Below are 24,757 nucleotides of genomic sequence, written 5' to 3' on the forward strand. Positions count from 1 at the left end.
GCAGCCACCTGTCTGGCACGGGCCTCAACGCAGTTGGGCTATGGCGCGAGCGGTCTCGGGCACCAGGGCAGGGCCTCGGTAGATCAGGCCGCTGTAGATCTGGACCACGTCGGCACCTGCGCGGATTTTGCTGACGGCATCTTCGCCGCTGAGAATGCCGCCCACGCCGATGATGGGGTAGCGGCTGCCCAGGGCGGAGCGCAGCTGGCGGATGACCTGGTTGCTGGCCTCCAGCACCGGCGCACCGGACAGGCCGCCCGTTTCCTGCGCGTGGGGCAGGCCCTTGACGGCTTCCCGGCTGATCGTGGTGTTGGTGGCGATCACACCATCCATGCCATGGCGCTGCAGCGTGGCGGCGATGACGCCGACCTGCTCTTCATCCAGGTCGGGTGCAATCTTCACGAACACCGGCACCCGCTTGCCATGCTGCGTGGCCAACTGCTCACGGCGCTCGGCAATCGCACCCAGCAGGGCGTCCAGCGCTTCGTCGCTTTGCAGGGCGCGCAGGTTCTTGGTGTTGGGCGAGCTGATGTTCACCGTCACGTAGTCGGCATGCGGGTACACGCCGTCCAGCGCCTTGAGATAGTCGCTGGTGGCATCTTCGATGGGAGTGGTCGCGTTCTTGCCGATGTTCAGCCCCAGCAGCATGGGTTTGCCCTGGGCGCGGGCCTGCGAGCGCTTGACGTTGCTCAGGAAGGCATCCAGGCCTTCGTTGTTGAAGCCCAGGCGGTTGATCAGCGCATTGCGTTCGGGAATGCGGAACATGCGCGGCTTGGGGTTGCCCGGTTGCGGGCGGGGCGTCACGGTGCCCACCTCGACGAAGCCGAAGCCCATGGCGGCCAGCGCGTCGATGCAACGTGCATTCTTGTCCAGACCCGCTGCCATGCCCACGCGGTTGGGGAACTTGAGGCCGGCAAGCTCGACAGGGTCACTCACCATGGGCTGTGCCCATGCCTGCTGCAGGAGCGTGTTCTGCCCCTTTGCCATCAGGTTCATCGTGAGATCGTGGGCGGATTCGGGGTCCATGCCGAAGAGAAAGGGACGGGTCAGGGCGTAGGGGATCAGAGACATGGGGATAATCAAAGGATTACCTGGATTTTCCCTCATGACGACATCTGCTGCCTCTTTTTCCCAAGATGAACTCAAAGCCCTGGTCGGGCAAGCCGCTCTGGCCTATGTGGTGCCCGGCGAAATCGTCGGCGTTGGCACCGGCTCCACGGTCAACAAGTTCATCGATGCACTGGCCACCATCAAGGACCAGATCCCGGGCGCCGTGTCCAGTTCCGTGGCCAGCACCGAGCGCCTGAAGGCGCTGGGCATCAAGGTGCTGGATGCCAACGAAGTCGCCAGCCTGTCGGTCTACATCGACGGCGCTGACGAGATCGACGGCCGCGGCTACATGGTCAAGGGCGGCGGCGCCGCGCTGACGCGCGAGAAGATCGTCGCTGCGCTGGCCGAGCGCTTTGTCTGCATTGCCGATGCCTCCAAGCGCGTCGAGGTACTTGGAGACTTTCCGCTGCCTGTGGAGGTGATTCCCATGGCGGCTGCCCAGATTGCGAACCGCTTCAAGGCCATGGGTGGTCGCGCCGAGATCCGCATGAAGGACGGCGCGCCCCTGGTGACGGACAACGGCCAGCACATTCTTGATGTGCGCGGCCTGAAGATTGCCGAGCCGCTGGCCTTCGAGTCCGACGTCAACCAATGGCCCGGCGTGGTGACCGTGGGAGTGTTTGCGCACCAGAAGGCATCGGTCTGCCTGCTGGGCACGCCCGAGGGCGTGCAGACGCTCAACTATTGAGCGAAGGCCCTCCGGCCTCGGCTAGCCGAGGCTCTCGAACGCCACGGCGCCTGTGATCCACGCGAGCAGGGCCAATGCACCCAGGCACAGCGCGCGCAACGAGGCTTGCGCGCGCTGTTTTTTGATGTGCTGAATGAGCCAGGTGATGGCCGCCAGCCCGGCGTAGATGGCAAAGAAGCCAGCCGTCGTCATGTAGTAGGCCAGGCGGTTGAGGCCATTGCCCAGGCCTCCGTCATGCATGAACCACAGCGTGATCAGGCAAGGCACCAGCGCCAGGCTGGCCAGCCTGAAAGGCTCGCGCCATGAAGGCCTTGCAACCAGGGTCCACGCGATGAGCGCGGGCAGGCCGACAAGCGTGGCAAGCCTTGCCATGGTCCAGACTACATCGGACAGCATGGAATCCACTGTCGGGCTCCTGATTGCGGCAGGCGCTTGCCTAGAAGCTCAGGCCTGCGGGGTTGTCGTTGGTGCGTGCACCAGGCGTTGGGGCGGGCATGGGGGTGCGCCGGCTGCCCGGGTCCTCGGCAGCGGCGGGTGCTGCTGCGGGTGCCGATGCTGCCGCCGATGCAGAGGGCGTAGGCGTGGTCAATGGCTGTGCCGATGGCCGCTTGTACTGGGCCGGCAGTTGCGAGGTCGCAGGATAGCCTGCGGCATCCAGGTATTGGGTCCATTCGCTGGACGAGAAGCCGCTCAGGAACTGCTTGCCAACGGTGGCAAACGGCAGGCTGTTCTGGCCGCTGAGCTTTTGCAGGGCAGAGGCGTCCGCCTCGGTCTGCACCAGGCGTTCAGCATAGGGAATGCCTCTGGATTGGAGCAACTGGCGCGCGCTGTCGCAGGGCGCGCAGTCGGACGAGGTGTACAGCGTCACCGGAAAGCGGCCGGCGATCTGGCGCAGCGCATAGGGCAGGTTGGCATTGCTGTCAGCGGTGCCCGCGACTGACGGGGCGGCAGGGGCGGCAGGCGCTGCCTGCTGTTGGGCGCTTTGGGCCGGGCGGTCCGAGAAAGTGACTTTTCCATCGGGGCCGACGATGCGGTACACCTGCTGCGCACCGGCCGGCAGTGCGGCGGCAAGGCAGGCGAGGGCGAGGCATGGCATCAGGTGGCGCAGGGCGCCGCGGCCAAGGCTGGGAGAAGACTGCATGGACGATCTCGGTTTCGGAAGAAGGGTTTCGTGCCGGGGGGCCACCGCTCGTCGGATGGATGCCCGCACAGGAGTGCCTGCAAGCATAGCGTGCCATTCATCCTGGGCCATGTTCTGGAGCCACAGGATGTGGCTGCGCGCATCCGATGGGGTGGCCGGGCCAGGAAAGAGCGCCCCGTCGGGGCGCTGCAGACCTGGGACCGGGCTCTCAGGCCTGGGCCATGCCCTGGTGGCGCAACAGCGCATCCAGCTGGGGTTCGCGGCCACGGAAGGCCTTGAACGACTCCATGGCCGGGCGTGCCCCTCCGGCCTCCAGAATCGCCTCACGGTAGCGGCGGCCTGTCTCGGGGTTGGGGGTTCCATCGGCCAGCATGGTTTCCTCGAAGGCCGCATAGGCATCTGCCGAGAGGACTTCAGCCCACTTGTAGCTGTAGTAGCCGGCTGCATAGCCGCCTGCAAAGATGTGGCTGAAGGTGTGGGCCGAGCGGCTGTAAGGGGTCGACGGCAGCACGGCCACCTCGGCGCGCACGCGGGCCAGCAGCGGCATGATGTCCGCCTTCGGATCGTGCTCGGTATGCAGCAGCATGTCGAACAGCGAGAACTCGATCTGGCGCAGCGTCTGCATGCCCGACTGGAAGTTCTTGGCCGCGATCATCTTGTCGTACAGGGCGCGCGGCAGCGGCTCGCCGCTGTCCACATGGGCGGTCATGTGCTTGAGCACTTCCCATTCCCAGCAGAAGTTCTCCATGAACTGGCTTGGCAGCTCCACGGCATCCCATTCCACGCCCGCGATGCCCGAGACGTCGCGCTCGTTGACCTGGGTCAGCATGTGGTGCAGGCCGTGGCCGGTTTCATGGAACAGCGTGATAACGTCATCGTGCGTGAGCAGGGCCGGCTTTCCATCGACGCCGGTGGCAAAGTTGCAGACCAGGTGAGCGACCGGCGTCTGCAGCCTGTGGTTGTCAGGGCGCAGCCAGCGGGTACGAACATCGTCCATCCAGGCGCCGCCACGCTTGCCCGATCGCGCCGGCTGGTCCAGGTAGAACTGGCCGACCAGCTCGGGGCCTTGCGGCGTGCTGCGCTCGATGCGGTAGAACTCGACGGCGGGATTCCAGACTGGCGCCGCGTCGCGGCGGATGGCCACGTCGAACAGCGTCTCGACGATCTTGAACAGGCCGGCCAGCACCTTGGGCGCAGGGAAGTACTGCTTGACCTCCTGCTCGCTGAAGGCATAGCGCGCCTCCTTGAGCTTTTCGGAGACATAGGCCCAGTCCCAGGGCTGGGGATCGGCCAGGCCCAGTTCATCGCGTGCGAAGGCGCGCAGGTCGGCGACATCCTTCTCGGCATAGGGGCGGGCCCGGTGCGCGAGATCGCGCAGAAAGTCGATCACCTGCTGTGGCGAATGCGCCATCTTGGGAACCAGCGAAATCTCGCCGAAATTGCGGTAACCCAGCAACTGCGCCTCTTCCTTGCGCAGGGCCAGGATCTCCGAGATGTTGGCCGTGTTGTCGAAGCGGATGGCATCGCCCTCGGCCTGGTCGGAGGCGCGTGTCACATAGGCGCGGTAGAGCTTCTCGCGCAGCGCACTGCTGGCCGCGAACTGCATCACGGGCAGATAGCAGGGCATCTTCAGCGTGAGCTTGAAGCCTTGCTTGCCTTCGGCCTCGGCGGCGGAGCGGGCTGCCTGGCGCACATCCTGCGGCACGCCGTCAAGCTCTTCGGCCGTGGCGTAGTAGGCGAATGCATCGGTGGCGTCGAGCGCGTTCTCGCTGAACTTCTGCGTCAGTTCGGCCGAGCGTTCCTGGATCTTGGCAAAGCGCAGCTTTTCCTCGCCCCGCAGCTCTGCGCCGGAGAGCACGAAGTTGCGCATGGCATGGTCCCAGGCCGCACGCTGCTCGACATTGAGCGTGGCGGGGTCAATGGCCTTGTACTTGGCATACAGGCGCTCGTCTGCACCCAGGCGCGTCCAGAATTCGGTGACCTTGGGCAGGGACTCGTTGTAGGCGGCGCGCAGCTCGGGTGTATCGGCCACGCTGTTGAGGTGGCTGACGGCGCCCCAGGCCGTTCCCAGCTTCTCGGTGGCGACATCGAGCACGGCCGAGATCGAATCCCAGCGCGCCGGAAAGTCGGGTGCCGTGACGGTCTCCAGGGCCTCTGCGGCCCCGGTCAGCAGGATATCGATGGCCGGGCCGACATCGGCAGGGCGTATGCGATCAAACAGGGGCAGGTCGGAGGATTCGAGGAGGGGATTGCTCATGCGTGTCAGATGCCGTCGGGTGCATTGAAATCAAGCGGCTCTCCAGGGAGCCGCCCGATGCTTGTCAGCTCCTGGTCAGCCGGCGGCGCGCTCGGCCGCCTCCATGGTGTTGACCAGCAGCATGGTAATCGTCATGGGGCCGACACCGCCGGGTACGGGCGTGATGAAGCCTGCCACTTCCTTGACGCCGTCAAAGTCCACGTCGCCGCAGAGCTTGCCTTCGTCGTTGCGATTCATGCCCACGTCGATGACCACGGCGCCAGGCTTGCACATGTCAGCCGTCAGCACATTGCGCTTGCCCACGGCGGCGACCACGATGTCGGCCTGGCGCGTCATGGCGGCGAGATCGGCCGTGCCGCTGTGGCAGATGGTGACGGTGGCATTGGCGGCCAGCAGCATCATGGCCATGGGCTTGCCGACGATGTTGGAGCGGCCGATGACCACGGCGTGCTTGCCGCGCAGGTCCTTCATGCCGATGGATTCGAGCATCTTCATGCAGCCGTAGGGGGTGCAGGCCTTGAAGCCGACCTCGCCCACCATCAGCGCGCCTGCACTGGCCACGTGAAAGCCATCCACGTCCTTGAGCGGCGAGATGGTCTCGATGACCTTGTGGTCGTCGATGTGTGCGGGCAGCGGCAGCTGGACCAGGATGCCGTGGATGCTGGGGTCGTTGTTCAGCGCCTCGACGCGGGCCAGCAGTTCGGCCTCGGTCATCGAGGCATCGTACTTCTCCAGCACCGAATGAAAGCCCGCGTCCTCGCAGGCCTTGACCTTGTTGCGCACATAGACCTGGGAGGCAGGGTTGTCGCCGACCAGGACCACGGCCAGGCCGGGCGTGGTGCCGCGGGCCTTCAGGACGGTGGCGCGCTGGGCGACTTCGGCACGCAGTTGGCGGGAGAGGGCGTTGCCGTCGATAAGTTGGGCTGTCATTGCAGTGAATACCAATAAAAATGCTGCTAGGGCTTGTTGATCAAGCGCTAGCAGCTCTTTGAAAAAAAGCGGTGGTGTCTTGGCTTATCCGGCGACGGCTGCCTTGGCCGCTGCAGCGGTCTGGCCCTGGCCCAGGGCGATCTTGAGCAGATCGGCCACGGTGTTGGCGTTGAGCTTTTCCATGATGTTGGCGCGGTGCGCCTCCACCGTCTTGATGCTGATGCCAAGATCGTCGGCGATCTGCTTGTTCAGCCGGCCGGCGACGATGCGCTCCAGCACCTGGGCTTCACGGCTGGTCAGCTTGGCCAGCAGCGCGTCGCGGCTGGCGGCCTGCTGGTGGCCGGCAAAGGCTTCGCGGGCATGGTCCAGCATGCGCTCGACCAGGTTCAGCAGTTCCTCTTCGTTGAACGGCTTCTGGATGAAGTCCAGTGCGCCCTTCTTCATGGTGTTCACCGCCATGGGCACGTCGCCGTGGCCGGTGATGAAGACGATGGGAAGGGGGGACTTGCGTTCGATCAGGCGGTCCTGCAGTTCCAGGCCCGTCATGCCGCCCATGCGGATGTCGACGATGAGGCAGGCGATCTCGCGTGGGTCGTAGCGCGAGAGGAAGGTCTCGGCCGAGTCGAAGCAGCGCACACGATAGTCCTTGCCCTCCAACAACCATTGCAACGAATCACGAACCGCTTCGTCGTCATCAACTACGTACACAGTGCCTTTTTTCGGGATCAAGCTCATGCAATCGTCCTTGTTGTGGGTTCAATGGTCGCTGCCGGCGTTGTCGCGTCGCCCGGCGGGGCCAGCGGCAGCCAGAATGAAAACCGGCAGCCGACAACCTCGGAACCATTGTAGAGGTTCTCGGCACGCATCCGGCCCTGGTGGGACTCGACAATGCTGCGGCACAGATTCAGCCCCATGCCCATGCCTTCGCTCTTGGTGGTGAAGAAGGCCTCGAAGAGGCGTTCCAGCACCTCCGGCGGCAGGCCCTTGCCGGTGTCCTGCACGTTGAATTCGATGACGCGCTGGTCCTCGATGGTGCGCGGTACCACGCGCAGCTCCACATTGCGCTGGTGGCTGGGGCGGCCCGATTGCTCGATGGATTCGGCGCCGTTCTTCATGAGGTTGACCAGCACCTGCTCGATGAGGATGGTGTCGGCCATGATGGCCGGCATGCGCTCGGCCACGTGGTAGGTCAGCTGCACATTGCGGCGGCGCAGCTCGATCCCGGCCAGCTCCACGGCCTCGCTGACCATGTCGGTGACCTGGGCCAGTGTGCGGTTGGGCTCGCTGCGCTTGACGAAGGAGCGTATGCGCAAAATGATCTGTCCTGCGCGCTGCGCCTGGTGGGCGGTTTTCTCCAGCGCGAACTTCATCTGCTCTTCGGTCAGCGTGCCCTTTTCAAGCCGGGTGAGCATGCCGCTGCAGTAGTTGCTGATGGCGGTCAGCGGCTGGTTGAGCTCATGGGCGACGCTGGAGGCCATCTCGCCCATGGTGATCAGGCGGCTGACGGACTGGGCGTGCTCGGCCTGGCGATCGGCCTGCTCCTCGGCCAGGCGGCGCGGCGTGATGTCGGTGGCGATCACCATCTGGGCCAGGCGGCCGTCCACCCAGCTCAGGTAGCGCGATCGCACTTCCAGCCACTTGCCCAGTTCGGGCAGGTAGATCTCGGCGTTTTCGCTGCGTGCGCTGGTCAGCGAGTCGGTGGGCAGGCCCATGAGGCCGTCCTCGTCGTCCATGCCTTGCGGCTGCGAGCGCACGGGCAGCACGCCGGCCTGGGCGACGAGCTGCAGGTGGCCATCGGTCTGTGAGCCGAACCATTGCCGGTACAGCTTGTTGGCGAACAGCAGCTCGGCGCTGCCCAGCGGGGCGACGGACACAGAGGCGTCCAGCGCCTCCAGCACGATGGTGAAGCGCTCATAGGAGGCCGACAGTTGCTCGCGGATGCGGTTGGGCTCGGTGATGTCGGTCATGGACGACATCCAGCCCGTGTGCTGGCCGTGGGCGTCGATCAGCGGCGAGACATACAGGCGCGCATCGAACTGCGTGCCGTTCTTGCGCTGCACGCGCACCTGAAAGCCCCCGACGATGGTCTTGCCCGAAAGCTCTTCGCGCAGCTTGGAGTGCAGGTTGTCGTAGTCGTTGTCGGGCCAGTAGGAGTAGGGCGGCATCTGGCCGACCAGCTCTGATTCGCTCCAGCCCGTCATCTGGCAGAAGGCGGCATTCACATAGGTGATGCGGCCTTGCAGGTCCAGCGCGCGCATGCCGGTGAGCACGGAGTTTTCCATGGCGCGGCGGAAGTTGGTCTCTGCCACCAGGGCCTCCTGGGCGCGCTGGCGGCGGCGCGTGTGGCGCCAGGTGGCCAGCAGCAGCCATGCCGTCATCGCACTGAGCGTGCCCACCAGCCAGAACAGGCCGCTGCCGACCACGCCCAGCGAGGTGCGATAGGCCTGGGCACGCAGCACCAGACTGTTGCCGACGGGAGCGACGGGGGCCTCGTCCTCGTTGGCAACGGTGCGCCAGCGCAGCAGTTCGGTGGCGGTCTGCTTGCGCGGTGTCAGCGGCGTGCCTGCCAGCACCTGGCCCCGGCTGTCGAGCATGGTCATGGCGTAGCGGGCCATGATTTCGGTGGGCGTTCCATAGCGCAGCAGGCTGTCGATGGAGTACTCGCCCAGCAGCTCGCCGATGTAGCGGCCGTCCTGTGCCAGCGGCACATGCAGTTGCAGCAGCGGCGCGGCTTCCCCCTTGTGGGCCAGTCCCTGCACGTAGATGGGTTGCTGCATCTCGCGCGCGAGCTGGTAGGCCTCCAGCGCGTCTCCGGCGCGCAGCACTTCACGCGGGATGCGCAGCTGCTCGCTGCTGACGGTGGGGGCGGACTGGCTGGCCAGGATGCGCCGCTGTGCATCGATCCAGGTGATGGACTGCAGTTCCGGGTACTGGCTGATGAGTGCTTCGGCGCGGCTGGCGAAGTCGGACTCGCCCAGGTCGTGGTTGCCGATGTCGCGCGCCATGCGCATCAGTTGCTCCTGGCGCTCCAGCAGGCGCAGGCGCACGCGTTGCTGGGCATATTCCACGTCGCGATGCAGCGCTTCCTTCTCGCGGTCGATCTCCTCCATGCGCAGGTACCAGAAGGAGGCCACGATGGCCGCCATGAACATCAGTACGGCCGCGAGGGGGGCGAGCGCCGCGAAGCGGTCCTGGCGCGTGGGAGAAAGACTGCGCCACCAGCTGCGCCACCAGCGCACTGGCGCGGCCACGCCTGCCATGGGGGCAGGGCTGTGCGTGCCGTGCTCGGAAGGGGAGGATTGCATGCGCCCAGTGTAGGGGAGAGTCTGACTGTTTTTAAGGAGTATTGGAGTCGCCACGGAGGCGCTTGGGCGACGTTCTTTGGGGTCTTCACTGTATGTGCGTTTGCAGCATAATTTCAAATTATGAAATCAAAAAGCACCATTTGAAATTCGAAAAAAGTATGCGACACTCGCCGAGCATTGAGGCAGTGAATCGGTATTTTCAAGTTCGCCAGACAGGGTCTGTGCCGCGCAAGGCGTGGTGAACTACCCGCCTGCGTTGGCGCGCTGCGCCGCTCACTGGTTCGACCCCAAGACGCTACCTTCTGCAAGGAGACATTCCCATGACAGCTCAGACTGACCCGCAAGGCAATGCAGGCGTTCCCGCCGGCCTGGACCAACAAGAATCGCGCGAATGGATGGACGCCCTGTCGGCCGTCATCGACCGTGAAGGCGCCGAATACGCGCACAAGCTGATCGAGGACCTGCTCGAACACGCACGCCAGAACAGCGTGGACATGCCTTTCTCGGCCAACACCGGCTATGTGAACACCATCGAGACCTCGCAGGAAGCCCGCTGTCCCGGCAACCTGGAAATCGAAGGCCGTCTGCGCGCCTACATGCGCTGGAACGCCATGGCCATGGTGGTCAAGGCCAACCGCCTGCACCCGCCCGAAGGCGGTGACCTGGGCGGCCACATCGGCTCCTTCGCTTCGCTGGCCAACATGTTCGCGGCCGGCTTCAACCATTTCTGGCACGCCGAAAACGAGAACCACGGAGGCGACTGCCTGTACATCCAGGGCCACGTCTCGCCCGGCATCTATGCCCGCGCCTACCTGGAAGGCCGCATCTCCGAAGAGCAGCTGCTGAACTTCCGCCAGGAAGTGGACGGCAAGGGCCTGTCCAGCTACCCGCACCCCAAGCTGATGCCCGAGTTCTGGCAGTTCCCCACGGTGTCCATGGGCCTGGGCCCGCTGATGGCCATCTACCAGGCACGCTTCCTCAAGTACCTGCATGCCCGTGGCATCGCCGACACCGAAAGCCGCAAGGTCTGGGTGTTCTGCGGCGACGGCGAAATGGACGAGGTCGAGTCGCTGGGCGCGATCTCGCTGGCCGCCCGCGAAAAGCTGGACAACCTGATCTTCGTGATCAACTGCAACCTGCAGCGCCTGGACGGCCCGGTGCGCGGCAACGGCAAGATCATCCAGGAACTCGAAGGCGAGTTCCGCGGCTCCGGCTGGAACGTCATCAAGCTGCTGTGGGGCAAGGGCTGGGACGAGCTGCTGGCCAAGGACAAGGACGGCGTGCTCAAGAAGATCATGGCCGAGTGCAACGACGGCGACTACCAGTCGTTCAAGGCCAATGACGGCGCCTACGTGCGCAAGAACTTCTTCGGCCGCGATCCGCGCGCGCTGAAGATGGTCGAGCACATGAGCGACGACGAGATCTGGAACCTGCGCCGCGGCGGCCACGATTCGCAGAAGGTCTATGCGGCCTTCCACGCCGCCAATTCGCACAAGGGCCAGCCCACCGTGCTGCTGGTCAAGACCGTCAAGGGCTTCGGCATGGGCAAGATCGGTGAAGGCAAGAACACCGTTCACCAGACCAAGAAGCTGGGCGACGAGGACATCAAGGCCTTCCGCGACCGTTTCAACATTCCCATTCCCGACAGCCAGATCGCCGACCTGCCTTTCTACAAGCCGGCCGACGACACCCCGGAAATGCGCTACCTGCACGAGCGCCGCAAGGCCCTGGGCGGCTACCTGCCGCACCGCCGCGTGAAGGCCAGCGAGCAATTCACGGCGCCTGCGCTGGATACCTTCAAGGCCATTCTTGAAGCCACGCCCGAAGGCCGTGAGATCTCGACCACCCAGGCCTATGTGCGCTTCCTCACGCAGCTGCTGCGCGACAAGGAAATCGGTCCGCGCGTCGTGCCCATCCTGGTGGACGAGGCCCGTACCTTCGGCATGGAAGGCCTGTTCCGCCAGATCGGCATCTACAACCCCGCTGGACAGCAGTACACCCCGGTCGACAAGGACCAGGTGATGTACTACCGCGAGGACAAGGCCGGCCAGATCCTGCAGGAAGGCATCAACGAAGCCGGCGGCATGAGCAGCTGGATCGCGGCAGCCACGAGCTACAGCACGAGCAACCGGATCATGATCCCGTTCTACGTGTACTACTCGATGTTCGGCTTCCAGCGCATCGGTGACCTGGCCTGGGCGGCCGGCGACATGCAGGCGCGCGGCTTCCTGCTGGGCGGCACTTCGGGCCGCACCACGCTGAACGGCGAAGGCCTGCAGCACGAAGACGGCCACAGCCACATCCTGGCCAACACCATTCCCAACTGCGTGAGCTACGACCCGACCTTCGCCCACGAAGTCGCCGTGATCATGCAGGACGGCCTGCGCCGCATGGTGCAGAACCAGGAAAACGTCTTCTACTACATCACGCTGCTCAACGAGAACTACGCCATGCCCGGCCTCACGCCCGGCACCGAGCAGCAGATCATCAAGGGCATGTACCTGTGCAAGCCCGGCCAGAAGGTGCCGGAAAGCGGCCTGCGCGTGCAACTGCTGGGTTCGGGCACCATCCTGCGCGAATCCTTCTTCGCCCAGGAACTGCTGCTGGCCGACTGGGGCATTGCCGCCGACGTGTGGAGCTGCCCGAGCTTCAACGAGCTCACACGCGACGGCCAGGAGGCCGACCGCTGGAACCTGCTGCATCCGCTGGACACCCAGAAGGTGCCCTTCGTCACGCAGCAGCTGCAGTCGCACAATGGCCCGGTGATCGCATCCACCGACTACATGAAGGCCTACGCCGAGCAGATCCGCCCCTACATGCCCAAGGGCCGCACCTACAAGGTGCTGGGCACCGACGGCTTCGGTCGTTCGGACTTCCGCCGCAAGCTGCGCGAGCACTTCGAAGTGGATCGCCACTACATCGTGGTTGCCGCACTGCGCGCGCTGGCCGAAGAAGGCAAGATCAACGCCACCACCGTGGCCGAAGCGATCGCCAAGTACGGCATCAAGGCCGACAAGATCAACCCGCTGCACGCTTGAGTAAGAACGGGAGACACATATGGCATTGGTAGAAATTCAAGTCCCCGATATCGGTGATTTCGACGAAGTTGCTGTGATCGAAGTGCTGGTCAAGGCCGGCGATCAGATCAAGGCCGAGCAATCGCTGATCACCGTGGAGTCCGACAAGGCCTCCATGGAGATCCCCTCCAGCCACGCTGGCGTGCTCAAGGAGCTGCGCGTCAACATGGGCGACAAGGTCAAGCAGGGCAGCATCATTGCCGTGGTCGAGTCGGCGGAAGCCGCTGCCCCGGCACCTGCAGCCGCCGCACCGGCCCCCGCCGCTGCAGCCCCGGCCCCGGTGGCTGCACCTGCACCGGCCGCTGCTCCCGCTGCCGCGCCTGCGGCCTCGGGCGCCGCCACGCAGATCGACATCAAGATTCCCGACATTGGCGACTTCAAGGACGTGGCCGTGATCGAGATGCTGGTCAAGGTTGGTGACAGCGTGACGGCCGAGCAATCGCTGTTCACCGTCGAATCCGACAAGGCCTCGATGGAAATCCCGTCGCCAGCGGCCGGCACCATCACGGCGCTGACGCTCAAGATCGGTGACACGGTCAACGTGGGCGACGTGGTCGGCCAGATGAGCGTGCAGGGCGCTGCCGCGCCTGCAGCCCAGGCTGCGGCCCCGGCACCTGCTGCTGCAGCCCCTGCACCGGCAACTGCTGCCCCGGCCGCTGCAGCTCCGGTGGCTGCCGCTGCAGCATCGGCTCCCGCCGCTGCGCCTGCGCACAACCCGACCGTGGCGCCCACGGGCAAGCTGCCCCACGCATCGCCCTCGGTACGCAAGTTCGCCCGCGAGCTGGGTGTGCCGCTGGACGAGGTCAAGGGCTCGGGCAACAAGGGCCGCATCACGGCCGACGACATCCAGGCTTTCACCAAGTCCGTCATGGCGGGTGCCGTGCAGACCAAGGCCCAGGCCGCGACCGCTCCCAAGGGTGGCTCCGGCGGCGGCGCAGGTCTGGACCTGCTGCCCTGGCCCAAGGTGGACTTCGCCAAGTTCGGCCCGGTCGAGCGCAAGGACCTGTCGCGCATCAAGAAGATCAGCGGCGCCAACCTGTCGCGCAACTGGGTCATGATCCCGCACGTCACCAACAATGACGAGGCCGACATCACCGACCTGGAAGCCTTCCGTGTCTCCACCAACAAGGAGAACGAGAAGAGCGGCGTCAAGGTGACCATGCTGGCCTTCGTGATCAAGGCGGTGGTCGCGGCCCTCAAGAAGTTCCCCGAGTTCAATGCCTCGCTGGACGGCGACACCCTGGTCTACAAGCAGTACTTCCACGTCGGCTTTGCGGCCGACACGCCCAACGGCCTGGTGGTCCCCGTGCTGCGCGATGCCGACAAGAAGGGCATCCTGCAGATCAGCCAGGAAATGGGCGAGCTGGCCAAGAAGGCCCGCGACGGCAAGCTGGGCGCTGCCGACATGCAGGGTGGCTGCTTCTCGATCTCGTCGCTGGGCGGCATCGGTGGCACGAACTTCACCCCCATCATCAACGCCCCTGAAGTGGCCATCCTCGGCCTGTCCAAGGGCCAGATGAAGCCGGTGTGGGATGGCAAGCAATTCGTGCCGCGCCTGACGCTGCCGCTGTCGCTGTCCTATGACCACCGTGTCATCGACGGTGCCTCGGCCGCGCGCTTCAATGCTTTCCTGGGCCAAGTGCTGGCGGACTACCGCCGCATCCTGCTGTAAACGGAGGCCCGACACATGGCAATCATCGACATCAAGGTGCCCGACATCGGCGACTTCGCCGAAGTGGGCGTGATCGAACTGCTGGTCCAGCCCGGTGACACCGTCGCCAAGGACCAGTCCCTGATCACCGTGGAGTCCGACAAGGCCTCCATGGAGATCCCCTCCAGCCATGCCGGCGTGGTCAAGGAACTCAAGGTCAAGATCGGCGACAAGATCGCCGAAGGCGGCCTGATCCTGACGCTGGAGGCCGCTGGCGAGGCGGCCGCCGCACCCCAGGCGGCAGCATCGGCCCCTGCAGCGGCGGCTCCAGCGCCTGCCGCTGCAGCGCCCGCAGCATCGGCTCCCGCTCCGACCGCAGCCAGCTACGCCGGTGGCGCGGCCGATTACGACTGCGACGTGGTCGTGCTCGGCGGCGGTCCTGGCGGCTACTCGGCAGCCTTCCGTGCGGCCGATCTGGGCCTGAATGTGGTCATCGTCGAGCGCTACAAGAGCCTGGGCGGCGTCTGCCTGAACGTGGGCTGCATCCCGTCCAAGGCGCTGCTGCACGTGGCCGCCGTGGTGGACGAGGTCAAGCACCTGGAGGTGGCCGGCGTCAAGTTCGGCGCGCCCGAGGTCAACATCGACCAGCTGCGCGGACACAAGGACAAGGTCATCGGCAAGCTGACCGGCGGCCTGGGCCAGATGGCCAAGATGCGCAAGGTCACCGTGGTGCGCGGCTACGGCAACTTCGTCGGTGCCAACCACCTTGAGGTGGAAGAGACCACGGGCGACGGCCAGGAAAAGACCGGCAGCAAGAAGATCGTGCAGTTCAAGCGCGCCATCATTGCCGCCGGCAGCCAGGCCGTGCATCTGCCCTTCATGCCCAAGGACCCGCGCGTGGTGGACTCCACCGGTGCGCTGGACCTGGCCAGCGTGCCCAAGCGCATGCTGATCCTGGGCGGCGGCATCATCGGCCTGGAAATGGGCACCGTCTACTCCACGCTGGGCGCACGCCTGGACGTGGTGGAGATGATGGACGGCCTCATGCAGGGCGCCGACCGTGACCTGGTCAAGGTCTGGCAGAAGATGAACGCGCCGCGCTTCGACAACATCATGGTCAACACCAAGACCGTGGGTGCCGAAGCCACGCCCGAAGGCATCAAGGTCAGCTTTGCGCCTGCCAAGGACGGCATCACCGTGCCCGAGCCCCAGGTCTACGACCTGGTGCTGCAGGCCGTGGGCCGCACGCCCAACGGCAAGAAGATCGCTGCCGAGAAGGCCGGCGTGGCCGTCACGGACCGCGGCTTCATCGAAGTCGATATCCAGATGCGCACCAATGTGCCCCACATCTTCGCCATTGGCGACGTGGTGGGCCAGCCCATGCTGGCGCACAAGGCCGTGCACGAGGCCCATGTGGCCGCCGAAGTCATCGCCGGTGAACTGCAGGGCAACAAGGAGCTGGCTGCCAGCGCCTTCAACGCCCGCGTGATCCCCAGCGTGGCCTACACCGACCCGGAAGTGGCGTGGGTGGGTCTGACCGAGGACCAGGCCAAGGCCCAGGGCATCAAGGTCAAGAAGGGTGTGTTCCCCTGGACGGCTTCGGGCCGCGCCATTGCCAATGGCCGCGACGAAGGCGTCACCAAGCTGCTGTTCGATGACAGCCCCGAGGCGCACGGCCATGGCCGCATCCTGGGTGGCGGCATCGTCGGCACGCATGCGGGCGACATGATCGGCGAGATTGCGCTGGCCATCGAAATGGGTGCCGACGCCGTGGACATCGGCAAGACCATCCACCCCCACCCCACGCTGGGCGAAAGCCTGGGCATGGCGGCCGAGGTGGCACACGGCTCCTGCACGGACCTGCCGCCGCAGCGCAAGTAAGCGCAAGGCCTGGCGTTCAGGCCAGGCAAGAACAGAAAGGCAGCTTCGGCTGCCTTTCTGCTTTGAAAGATGCAGACAAGGACACAGGCATCAGCCCAGACACCGGCCCAGACACAGGCACGGCAAAGGGGACAGAGCTGTTCAGGCCTGGGCGCGCAGCCACTGCAGCAATTGGTCGTGCACGCCATCTGGCGTGGGCGGAGCGGGGGACAGCAGGCAGTAGCGCGAACCGTCCTCGACAAAGCCCATGGGCGCTGCCAGCACGCCGTTGGCGACGTCGTCGCGCACCAGTTGCCAGGGTCCGATGGCCAGTCCCATGCCTGCCACGGCGGCCTGCAGGCTGAAATAGAAATGGTCGAACTGCAGCTGGGATCCCGACGGCGGCGGCTGGCCGCTGTGCTCTGCCCAGGTGGACCAGGCCCCGGGGCGGGTGCGGCTTTGCAGCAAGGGTGCCTCCGGGCGCAGCCCGGTGGCATGCCCCTCGTCGGAGCGCGTGCACCACTGCGCCAGCCGCTCGGGCCGGCAGACCGGGCCTATGCGCTCGGCAAACAGGGTCTCGGCATGACAGCCCGCTGGCGGAGAGAAGTCATCGCGCCGTATGGCCAGATCGATGCCGTCCGCGAAAGAGAAAGGCCCGCCGCCCGCCATCAGGTGCAGCTGCAACTCGGGGTGCTGTTCCTGGAACTGGGGCCAGCGCGGGATCAGCCAGCGCATGAGCAAGGTGGGCTCGCAGGACAGCACCCAGCGGCGCGCCTGCTGCGCGCGCGAGCGCAACTCCTGCGTGGCCTGGCGCATGCGCTCCAGGCCTTCGTGCACGGCCTGGGCCAGGTGGCGGCCTGCCTCGGTCAGGAAGACGCGGCGGCTGCGGCGGTCAAACAGGGTCACGCCCAGATCGTCCTCCAGCAAGCGCACGGCCCGGCTGATGGCGCCATGGGTCAGGTGCAACTCTTCTGCCGCCTTGCTGAAGTTCTCCCGCCGGGCGGCCGCTTCGAAACAGCGCAAGGCCTGCAGCGACGGCAGCCGCTTGCTTGGGGTATGTGAATTGAGTTCACCAACTGTGTCAGAAAACATCGTTATGTATTTTCATGGAAGGCCAATACTATCCGGCGCGTTGCATTGAATCGAATGGATAACCGATGACCGAATGGATAGCTGTAGTCACCATTACCTTGCTGGCCGTCATCAGCCCAGGGGCGGATTTCGCCATGGTCACACGCAACAGCCTGCTGCGCTCGCGCCGCGCGGGCCTGCTCACGGCGCTGGGCATTGGCCTGGGGGTGCTGGTCCATGTCGGCTATACCTTGCTCGGGGTCGGACTGCTCATGCAGCAGTCCACCTGGTTGTTCGACGTGGTCAAGCTGCTGGGTGCAGCCTATCTGATCTATCTGGGTGTGACCATGCTGCGCAGCCGCCCGGAGGGCGATTTGCCCAACCAGCCCGTGGCCGCGCTCTCCGACATGGCGGCACTGCGCACGGGCTTTCTGACGAATGCGCTCAATCCCAAGACCACGGTGTTCGTGGTCAGCCTGTTCCTGCAGATCGTGGGACAGGACACGCCGCTGGCCACGCAGCTGGCATATGGCGGATTCATCTCGCTGGCCCATGTGGCGTGGTTCTGCATCGTGGCGCTGTGCTTTTCCGCCCAGCGGGTGCGTGCACGGTTGCTGGCCGTGCGGCATTGGATAGACAGGGCCTTTGGCGGCATGTTGGTGGGGTTCGGTTTGCTGCTGGCAACGGCCAAGCTGCGGCTGTGATGTGGTGATGGTCTGACAGGAATTGGTGGGGGAGGACGGGCAGGCAGGCGGCTGCTGCCCGGCATGCAAGGCCTGCGGGGTGCCATCTGGTACCTCGCAGGCTTGGCTGTTTCTGGCGAGTGTCAGGTTCGCCCGGCAAGCGGGCCGGCGTCCCAGTGGTTTGCGGTTCGACCCGGCACGGCAGGTGTTCATGGTGGGGGCGTGCCATCGTCTCCATGGTGAACGCCGGCGCCAAGGCCTGCTCCCATGCCCAGGCCGCCCATGCCTGCGGCGCCCATTCCTGCGCCGGCACCGCCGCCACCACCGCCACCACCGCCCTTGCTTGAAGCGCCGGATTCCGCGCCACCTTTGCGCGCCCCGCCCGCCGTGCCGCCCGGACGCGTGGGGCCCTGGTTGGGAACGCGCAGGCTGTCGGGGATCGGCTCCAGATCCAGCGCTTCGCGGATGAAGGCGCGCAGCGAAGTGACGAGTGCCGCAGTCTCGACAGGCTGGCCTGCCACCATGTCCTGGGCCGCCTGGGCGGCCATGCGCACCTGGTCTTGCGTCCCGAGCAAGATGACATCGGACAGCGCGGCTTCGACCGCATCGCGAATGCGCCGTTGGCGCTCGCTGCCAAAAGCCGGTGGTGCATCGGCATCGTCGGCGGCGGGCCTGCGCAGATCGCGCAGGTGCAGGGGATTCACATGCAGCGTGCCCGTGAAGGAGCCGCCCAGCGTCTTGTAGGCGGCGATAAGCGACTTCAGGCGTTCATTGATCTGGCGGTTTTCACGCTCGCGCCGCTTTTGCACGGTCTGCATGAACAGCAGGCGAATGCCCATCATCAGGCAGGTGACCAGCAGCAGGCCCAACACCGTGGACAGCAGCGAAGACCAGGAGCTGAAATCTAGTGATGAGCGCATGCGCAAGGCCTCGGGAGTTGATCCAGGCTTTCAGTGTGCCTCCATACAGACGGGGCGGCGGGTAAGAAGAGTGCTGTTTGCAGGCGCCGCTTGGCCTATGCTTTCGATACTTCACACATCAGCTACAGGGCGCATGGCATGCGCCCCCGGGAGACAGCATCCAGTGAAAACAACGAAGCAGGGGGTGCATCCCTCATGGATCGTCGTGGCGGCCGGCGTCAGCGCGGCTCTGCATGTAGGCAAGCTGCCGCCGGCTGTGCCGGTGCTGCAGCAGCAATTGGGCCTGTCCCTGCTGCAGGCCGGCTTTCTGCTTTCCACCGTGCAGGTGGCCGGCATGGTGCTGGGCCTGGTGGTGGGTCTGGGTGCAGACCGCTGGGGGCTGCGGCGCAGCATGCTGGCAGGCCTGCTGCTGATGGCGGGTGCCAGCGCTCTGGGCGCCACCGCTACGGGGTTTGCAGCGCTGCTGGCCTTGCGTGCCGTGGAGGGGCTGGGCTTTTTGCTGGTGGCCATGCCGGGGCCGGGTCTGATCCGGCGCTGCGTGGCGCCAAGCGATCTGAGCGCGCGCATGGGCTGGTGGGGCACCTATATGCCGCTGGGCAGTGCCATCGGCTTGCTGCTGGGGCCGTGGGTGATGGCCTGGGCATCCTGGCCCGCATGGTGGTTGCTGTTGGGGCTGATTTCGGCACTCGCATGGGTCGCCGTCTGGTGTGGCGTGCCGGCAGACAGGCCGGTGCCCCTTGGCGCGTCGGTGGCGGGCAGTGGCTGGCGTCCGCGCCTGGCGTTGACCCTGCGCAGCCCCGGACCCTGGTGCGTGGCTGTGGCCTTTGCCGTGTATTCAGGGCAGTGGATGGCCGTCATCGGCTTTCTCCCCACGGTCTATGCCGAGGCTGGCCTGGGCTCCGCATTGTCGGGCACGCTGACGGCCGTGGTGGCGCTGGCCAACATGGTGGGCAATGTGGCCTCGGGCCGTCTGCTCCAAGGCGGCTGGAGCGCCACGCGCGCCTTGCGCCTGGGGTTTGGCTGCATGGCGGCGTGTGCGCTGCTGGCCTATCTGCAATGGCAGGGGCAACCGCTGGCGCCGTTGTGGCTGCGCTTTGTGGCGGTGGTGTTGTTTTCGGCGGCGGGCGGGCTGATCCCGGGCACGCTGTTTTCCATGGCGGTGCGGCTGGCCCCCGATGAGTCCACAGTATCGACCACGGTGGGTTTCATGCAGCAATGGTCCAGCGTGGGGCAGTTTGCAGGCCCGCCTCTGGTGGCGGCCGTGGCCGTGCAGGCGGGCGGATGGCAGTGGACCTGGGTGGTGACGGCGGCCATGTGCGCCATCGGCTGGTGGCTGGCCGGCGCGATCGGGCGCATCAGTGGTGCGGGTGCAGCGCCGCGTGGGCGCGCTGCAGTCTGATCACGCGTCGCGCGAGCCTATCAACGCCTTCAGGGCCTCTTCCATCTGCTGCGCATGGTCCAGCGCGGGCAGCCAGGCCTGGGGCACCGGCTGGGCGGGTGCCTGGGGAGCGGAGGCGGCCAGTTCGGCCAGGGCGTCATCGGGCTGCAGGGCCACCACGTTGCCGTTGGCGGACAGCTGGCGGCAGGCATCGACCAGCCATTCACAGTGCAGGACGATGGCGCGCGGCATGAGGCCACTGTCATGCGACATGCCGCGCACCAGGCTTTCGCCCAGCAGCAGCGCGCTGGCATACAGGCGCACGGCGTGGCGGTCATAGCGCCCGGTGATGGTCTGCAGCCCCGCGCCACCCAGGCGGCCGCGCAGGGACCAGCGGCTGGCGCTTTGCGCCTCCACCATGGCTGCGCGCAGTGCGCTCAGCGCATCGCTGCTGCGTGTGAGCTGGCCCAGCGCGACGGTGGCATCGGGCGTGTCGTGGGTGGCGGTGGCACGCAGGGTGGCTTCCAGCCCCTCGGCCAGCTGGCCCAGCAAGGCGCTTGCCGAGCGCGACACGGCGCGCAGCGGATTGGCCGTGAAGATCACCTGACTGAACATCAGGCCGACACCGGCGCCCACCAGTACGTCAACCAGCCGCGTCTCGCCCGCGGCGCTCGGCCCCATGCTCAGCACCAGCACGACGGAGACGCCCGCCTGTATCGGGACGACCGGCGGCTGTCCGAGCATGGCGGCCAGAGACAGGGCGACCAGCGAGGCCAGACTCAGCCGCAGCAGCGGAATGGTGTCGGGCAGCAGCCAAGCCAGTTCGCCGACGATGATGCCGATGGCGCAGCCCAGCACCAGGCCCCAGGTCTGCTTGAGATGGCTGGGCAGGCCGGGCGCCAGGCAGACCAGGGCGGTGACGGCGGCAAAGACGGGTTTGGGGTGGCCGAGCAGGTAGTGGGACAGCTCCCAGGCCAGCATCGCACCCAGGGAGGCGGCGATGGCGTCGCGAAGCGCCAGCCGCAGGCGGCCGGGCGCAGCGGCCATGCCGCTCTTGGGTGTTCCAGGGGGTGTTTTTGCTTTTGCTTTTCGCCAACGCACGAAGATTCTCCCTCCAGCATGCGAAATCCAGGTTCGCAAATGCCCAAAAGCATAGCGGCCGGTGCAGGTCCGGCGTGCAGGAGAGAAGCTTCTTGCTTGTAAGAAAGCAGCCCGCAGCGGGCGGGTCGGCAGCTCAGGCGGGCTGGAGCAGGCCTTCGATGAAGGCCCATTCATCGGGCGTGACCGGCGTGATCGACAGGCGGTTGCCCTTTTGCAGTACACGCATGCCGGCGAGCTCGGGATGCTCGCGCAGCTCGGCGATCTGCAGCGTGCGTGTCTTGCGCAGCGCCTGCACGTCCAGCGTGAGCCAGCGTGGCTTGTCGGGCGAGGACTTGGGGTCGTAGTAGGGACTGCGCGGGTCGAACTGCGAGGCATCGACGCGCAGGTTGCCTGCAATGCGGGCGATGCCGTAGATGCCGGGCTCGGCGCAACTGGAGTGCCAATACAGCACCCCATCGTCCACCTGCATGGCATCGCGCATGAAGTTGCGCGCCTGGTAGTTGCGCACACCGTCCCAGGCGATGGTGGCCTGCGGTGCGGCCAGCGCGTGGTCTATGGAGAATTCGTCTGGCTCGTTCTTCATGAGCCAGAACTGGCGGGCGGAGGTGGGGGCGGCAGTCATGCCGCGATTGTGGCAAATCCCCGGGCGCCGTGGCGGCGTTCCGCGCACGCCGGCAAGAGCGCGCCGGTGACGGGACAATCGCCTTCAGCCGGGCACCTCTCCCCAGCCCGCGAACCACAGGAACCCTGCATGACCGACAGCTCCACCTATGTCCCGCCCGCCGTATGGCAGCCAGCGCCTTCAGGCGGCACCTTTGCCAACATCAACCGCCCGGTCGCCGGTCCCACCCATGACAAGGCATTGCCGGTGGGGCAGCAGCCGCTGCAGCTGTATTCGCTGGCCACGCCCAACGGCGTGAAGGTCACCATCATGCTGGAGGAGCTGCTGGCGCTTGGCCATGCCGGCGCGGAGTACGACGCGTGGCTGATCCGCATCGGCGAAGGCGACCAGTTCTCCAGCGGCTTTGTCGAGGTCAATCCCAATTCCAAGATCCCGGCGCTGGTGGACCGCAGCGTCGAGCCGCCGGTGCGCGTGTTCGAGTCAGGCTCCATCCTGCTGTACCTGGCCGAGAAGTTTGGTGCGCTGCTGCCTGCCGAGCCCGCTGCGCGCACCGAGACGCTGAACTGGCTGTTCTGGCAGATGGGGTCGGCACCTTACCTTGGCGGCGGTTTCGGGCATTTCTATGCCTATGCGCCCGAGAAGTTCGAGTACCCCATCAACCGCTTCACCATGGAGACCAAGCGCCAGCTCGATGTGCTCGATCGCCAGCTGGCCCTGCACCCGTTCATTGCAGGGGCGAACTACAGCATTGCCGATATCGCCATCTGGCCCTGGTATGGGGCCCTGGTGCTCAACGAGGTGTATGGCGCGGCCGAGTTCCTGTCAGCCCATGAATACACGCATGTCATGCGCTGGGCCAGGGAGATTGCCCAAAGGCCGGCCGTGCTGCGCGGCCGCCGCGTGAACCGTACCTGGGGAGATGAAGCCACCCAGGTGCCCGAGCGCCACCAGGCGTCGGACCTGGGCTGATAGCCGTCTACTGGGAGCGGCCCCAGGGGCCGCGATCGGGCTGGCGCCAGAAGCGCGGGCGCTTGCCGGAAGGCTCGGGGGCGGGCTCGGCCTCGCGCCCGTCCTTGTCGGTCCTGTCGGCCTTGTTAGCCTTGTCGGCCTTTTCCAATTGCTGACCTGTCTGCTCGACCTTGCGCGCCGTGCGATCCAGCCGTGAGGGAATGTCGAGTTCTGCATGCTCGACCACACGAATACAGTCCTGGATATGGCGCTCGCCCAGATAGCGCAGCGTGGCATAGCCCAGCGCTGCCGCTGCAGCTTGGCCTGCCAGCGGCACGTACTTGGCGGCCTGCGTGGCCGTCATGCGCATGCCGGCCGCGCGCGCCAGGCGCACCACCATGTCGCGCGTGATCAGCTTGCCGATCAGCACCGAGCCCACCATGGCCACGGCCTTTTGCACCTGCTCGCGCTTGCCGGGTTCCAGCTTGTCCAACTGTTCGGGTGTGAGGCCGAATTCGCGGTTGATGCGCGGCAGCAGCCGCGCCAGCAGTGCCGCATCCACCAGCCAGTCCAGGCCCGGAATGGGCAGGCTGCTGGCTGCTGCGCCGACCAGCGCACGCCGGTGCAGCAACTTGCGCGCGCTTTCGGCCGCTTGCGCCACATCGTGGCGCGGTGGTGGAGGGGGAGGGGTTTTGTCCGATGTGCGAAAGATCATGCGTGCCAGTGAAGACGGGGCAGATGTCGATCAAGAAAATGCGCCAGCCGGTGGATGCGGCTGGCGCGCAGGGGGGTCAGCGTGCGCTCTTGCTGCGAACCAGGCTGTAGATGAAGAGGATGACGATGGCGCCCACGATGGAGGCGATCCAGCCGGCGGGTTGCCCGGCCTCGTACCAACCCATCGCGACACCAACGTAGCTGGCAAGAAACGATCCTGCCACGCCGAGCAGGATGGTCATGATCCAGCCAAGGCTGTCATCGCCGGGTTTGAGTGCCCGCGCCAGCAAGCCAACGACCAGGCCAACGATGAGGGTACCAATCAAGGACATCATGCTTTTCTCCGAACTGAAGCTTCCATGCCGCGACTCTAGGGCCCGGCACCGGGTGGCCCTGTCGGACAGCATCTCAACCTGGGACGAAGCCAGAGCAGGGCCCTGAAAAACAAAAACGCCTGCATGTGCAGGCGTTTGTGGATTGGCGCAAAAGACGCTGCGATCACTGCAGCTGGCTTGCCTGCATCTGCAGGGCCAGAGCGGCCTTGCTGGCGTCAAGGCCCAGGCCGTCGGCGTCCTGCACGCGGCGGGCACCATCGAAGCGGCGGGCCCAGTACGCGCTTTGCATGCTTTCCACGCGAACCTGCGCACCGGTACGCGGTGCATGGATGAAGTTGCCGTCGCCGACATAGATGCCGACATGGCTGAAGGTGCGGCGCATGGTGTTGAAGAACACCAGATCACCGGGCTTGAGTTCGTTCTTGTCGATTTTCTCCGTGGCCTGTGCCTGCTGGTCAGCGCGGCGCGGCAGGACCTTGCCCAGGGTTTCGGAGTAGATGGCGCGGACGAAACCGCTGCAGTCGAAGCCGGTCTCGGCACTGTTGCCGCCGCGGCGGTAGGGAACGCCGATGAAGCCCATGGCGGTCACGACCAGATCGGAAGTCTTTTCGGCGACGCTTTGTCGTGCTTCCTTGACGAAGTCGGAAGTGCGTTCCGCCATGTGGTGGCGGGCTTCGCGCAGCTGCGAGATGAGGCTGCGGTTGACCAGCAGCTGGTTCATATCGTCGTCACGCATTTCGGGCGGAGCCGCGTGTGCCGTGACGCTGACAAACAGGAGTGCAATAAGCCATCGGGACATGGGGCGCGAGATTACCACGCAAAAACGTAGGACAAATTCGATAAGACCCCCGAAAGCCTGGGTTTTTGAGTTACCTCAGGAATCCGGGCTGCGCGGCAGGGAGCGCACGCAAGCTGCGACAATGGAAAGCTTTCCCTTTTGTCCTCTATAAGAAGGGCGGCCCGCGC

The 24,757-nt window shown here is 65.7% G+C and carries 21 protein-coding genes; 7 read left to right on the forward strand and 14 right to left on the reverse strand.

Features of this window, described 5'->3' with window-relative positions:
• Window positions 1–24: 24 nt before the first annotated feature.
• On the reverse strand, window positions 25–1,071 hold the full coding sequence (locus tag ACUTR7_RS01035) for a quinone-dependent dihydroorotate dehydrogenase (protein ID WP_013802216.1): 1,047 nt from the start codon (window positions 1,069–1,071) through the stop codon (window positions 25–27).
• A 34-nt stretch (window positions 1,072–1,105) separates the two neighbouring features.
• On the opposite strand from ACUTR7_RS01035, the gene rpiA reads away from it, so the two are divergent.
• Window positions 1,106–1,798, forward strand: coding sequence for a ribose-5-phosphate isomerase RpiA (rpiA, locus tag ACUTR7_RS01040; RefSeq protein WP_063325421.1), 693 nt, complete (start codon window positions 1,106–1,108; stop codon window positions 1,796–1,798).
• Between the two features lie 21 nt (window positions 1,799–1,819).
• On the opposite strand, the gene ACUTR7_RS01045 is transcribed toward rpiA, so the two are convergent.
• The 6 genes from ACUTR7_RS01045 to ACUTR7_RS01070 all read right to left on the reverse strand — a co-directional run bounded on the left by ACUTR7_RS01045 (window position 1,820) and on the right by ACUTR7_RS01070 (window position 9,431).
• The gene (locus ACUTR7_RS01045; protein ID WP_252980627.1) at window positions 1,820–2,194 is read right to left on the reverse strand and encodes a hypothetical protein; all 375 of its coding nucleotides are present in this window, start codon (window positions 2,192–2,194) and stop codon (window positions 1,820–1,822) included.
• A gap of 40 nt (window positions 2,195–2,234) precedes the next feature.
• The gene (locus ACUTR7_RS01050; RefSeq protein WP_445607881.1) at window positions 2,235–2,939 is read right to left on the reverse strand and encodes a glutaredoxin family protein; all 705 of its coding nucleotides are present in this window, start codon (window positions 2,937–2,939) and stop codon (window positions 2,235–2,237) included.
• Window positions 2,940–3,147: 208 nt separating this feature from the next.
• Window positions 3,148–5,196: a M3 family metallopeptidase gene (locus ACUTR7_RS01055; protein WP_043820510.1), complete on the reverse strand. Its 2,049-nt coding sequence runs from the start codon at window positions 5,194–5,196 to the stop codon at window positions 3,148–3,150.
• 75 nt (window positions 5,197–5,271) lie between these two features.
• Window positions 5,272–6,126 carry a bifunctional methylenetetrahydrofolate dehydrogenase/methenyltetrahydrofolate cyclohydrolase FolD gene (gene folD / locus ACUTR7_RS01060; RefSeq protein WP_445607882.1) on the reverse strand — a complete coding sequence of 285 codons (855 nt, stop codon included), beginning with the start codon at window positions 6,124–6,126 and terminating at the stop codon, window positions 5,272–5,274.
• A gap of 84 nt (window positions 6,127–6,210) precedes the next feature.
• The gene (locus tag ACUTR7_RS01065; protein ID WP_012205807.1) at window positions 6,211–6,861 is read right to left on the reverse strand and encodes a response regulator transcription factor; all 651 of its coding nucleotides are present in this window, start codon (window positions 6,859–6,861) and stop codon (window positions 6,211–6,213) included.
• Window positions 6,858–9,431, reverse strand: a complete 2,574-nt coding sequence (locus ACUTR7_RS01070; RefSeq protein WP_012205806.1) for a PAS domain-containing sensor histidine kinase — start codon at window positions 9,429–9,431, stop codon at window positions 6,858–6,860. Before ACUTR7_RS01070 ends, ACUTR7_RS01065 begins: the two co-directional genes overlap by 4 nt.
• Window positions 9,432–9,751: 320 nt before the next feature.
• On the opposite strand from ACUTR7_RS01070, the gene aceE reads away from it, so the two are divergent.
• The 3 genes from aceE to lpdA are packed head-to-tail and all read left to right on the forward strand — an operon-like array spanning window position 9,752 to window position 16,040.
• The gene (aceE, locus tag ACUTR7_RS01075) at window positions 9,752–12,469 is read left to right on the forward strand and encodes a pyruvate dehydrogenase (acetyl-transferring), homodimeric type (protein ID WP_088164547.1); all 2,718 of its coding nucleotides are present in this window, start codon (window positions 9,752–9,754) and stop codon (window positions 12,467–12,469) included.
• A gap of 19 nt (window positions 12,470–12,488) precedes the next feature.
• Window positions 12,489–14,180, forward strand: coding sequence for a dihydrolipoyllysine-residue acetyltransferase (aceF, locus tag ACUTR7_RS01080; RefSeq protein WP_445607883.1), 1,692 nt, complete (start codon window positions 12,489–12,491; stop codon window positions 14,178–14,180).
• 15 nt (window positions 14,181–14,195) lie between these two features.
• Window positions 14,196–16,040, forward strand: coding sequence for a dihydrolipoyl dehydrogenase (gene lpdA / locus ACUTR7_RS01085; RefSeq protein WP_445607884.1), 1,845 nt, complete (start codon window positions 14,196–14,198; stop codon window positions 16,038–16,040).
• A 141-nt stretch (window positions 16,041–16,181) separates the two neighbouring features.
• Here the strand turns inward: lpdA and ACUTR7_RS01090 are convergent, their stop codons facing one another.
• Entirely contained in the window at window positions 16,182–17,111 is a 930-nt protein-coding gene (locus ACUTR7_RS01090; RefSeq protein ID WP_034394186.1) for a LysR family transcriptional regulator, read from the reverse strand.
• 65 nt (window positions 17,112–17,176) lie between these two features.
• Here ACUTR7_RS01090 and ACUTR7_RS01095 point away from each other — a divergent pair, with 65 nt between their 5' ends.
• Window positions 17,177–17,794: a LysE family translocator gene (locus ACUTR7_RS01095; RefSeq protein ID WP_099751083.1), complete on the forward strand. Its 618-nt coding sequence runs from the start codon at window positions 17,177–17,179 to the stop codon at window positions 17,792–17,794.
• Between the two features lie 188 nt (window positions 17,795–17,982).
• Here the strand turns inward: ACUTR7_RS01095 and ACUTR7_RS01100 are convergent, their stop codons facing one another.
• Window positions 17,983–18,693 carry a hypothetical protein gene (locus tag ACUTR7_RS01100; protein WP_445607885.1) on the reverse strand — a complete coding sequence of 237 codons (711 nt, stop codon included), beginning with the start codon at window positions 18,691–18,693 and terminating at the stop codon, window positions 17,983–17,985.
• A 133-nt stretch (window positions 18,694–18,826) separates the two neighbouring features.
• Between ACUTR7_RS01100 and ACUTR7_RS01105 the strand changes: the two genes are divergently transcribed.
• Window positions 18,827–20,092: an MFS transporter gene (locus ACUTR7_RS01105; protein ID WP_445607886.1), complete on the forward strand. Its 1,266-nt coding sequence runs from the start codon at window positions 18,827–18,829 to the stop codon at window positions 20,090–20,092.
• Here ACUTR7_RS01105 and ACUTR7_RS01110 read toward each other — a convergent pair whose 3' ends face one another.
• Both ACUTR7_RS01110 and ACUTR7_RS01115 read right to left on the reverse strand, forming a co-directional pair.
• Window positions 20,093–21,118: an FUSC family protein gene (locus ACUTR7_RS01110; RefSeq protein WP_013802229.1), complete on the reverse strand. Its 1,026-nt coding sequence runs from the start codon at window positions 21,116–21,118 to the stop codon at window positions 20,093–20,095.
• A 187-nt stretch (window positions 21,119–21,305) separates the two neighbouring features.
• The gene (locus ACUTR7_RS01115) at window positions 21,306–21,794 is read right to left on the reverse strand and encodes an EVE domain-containing protein (protein WP_096916426.1); all 489 of its coding nucleotides are present in this window, start codon (window positions 21,792–21,794) and stop codon (window positions 21,306–21,308) included.
• A gap of 129 nt (window positions 21,795–21,923) precedes the next feature.
• On the opposite strand from ACUTR7_RS01115, the gene yghU reads away from it, so the two are divergent.
• Window positions 21,924–22,763: a glutathione-dependent disulfide-bond oxidoreductase gene (yghU, locus tag ACUTR7_RS01120; protein ID WP_013802231.1), complete on the forward strand. Its 840-nt coding sequence runs from the start codon at window positions 21,924–21,926 to the stop codon at window positions 22,761–22,763.
• A 7-nt stretch (window positions 22,764–22,770) separates the two neighbouring features.
• On the opposite strand, the gene ACUTR7_RS01125 is transcribed toward yghU, so the two are convergent.
• The 3 genes from ACUTR7_RS01125 to ACUTR7_RS01135 form a co-directional block, all read right to left on the reverse strand.
• A complete protein-coding gene (locus ACUTR7_RS01125) occupies window positions 22,771–23,457 on the reverse strand; it encodes a hypothetical protein (protein WP_445607887.1) in 687 nt (228 codons plus the stop codon).
• Window positions 23,458–23,533: 76 nt separating this feature from the next.
• On the reverse strand, window positions 23,534–23,791 hold the full coding sequence (locus tag ACUTR7_RS01130; protein WP_012205794.1) for a GlsB/YeaQ/YmgE family stress response membrane protein: 258 nt from the start codon (window positions 23,789–23,791) through the stop codon (window positions 23,534–23,536).
• Window positions 23,792–23,954: 163 nt separating this feature from the next.
• The gene (locus ACUTR7_RS01135) at window positions 23,955–24,590 is read right to left on the reverse strand and encodes a C40 family peptidase (RefSeq protein WP_012205793.1); all 636 of its coding nucleotides are present in this window, start codon (window positions 24,588–24,590) and stop codon (window positions 23,955–23,957) included.
• Window positions 24,591–24,757: the final 167 nt, after the last annotated feature.

Source organism: Delftia sp. NA_296.1 (assembly GCF_052692095.1).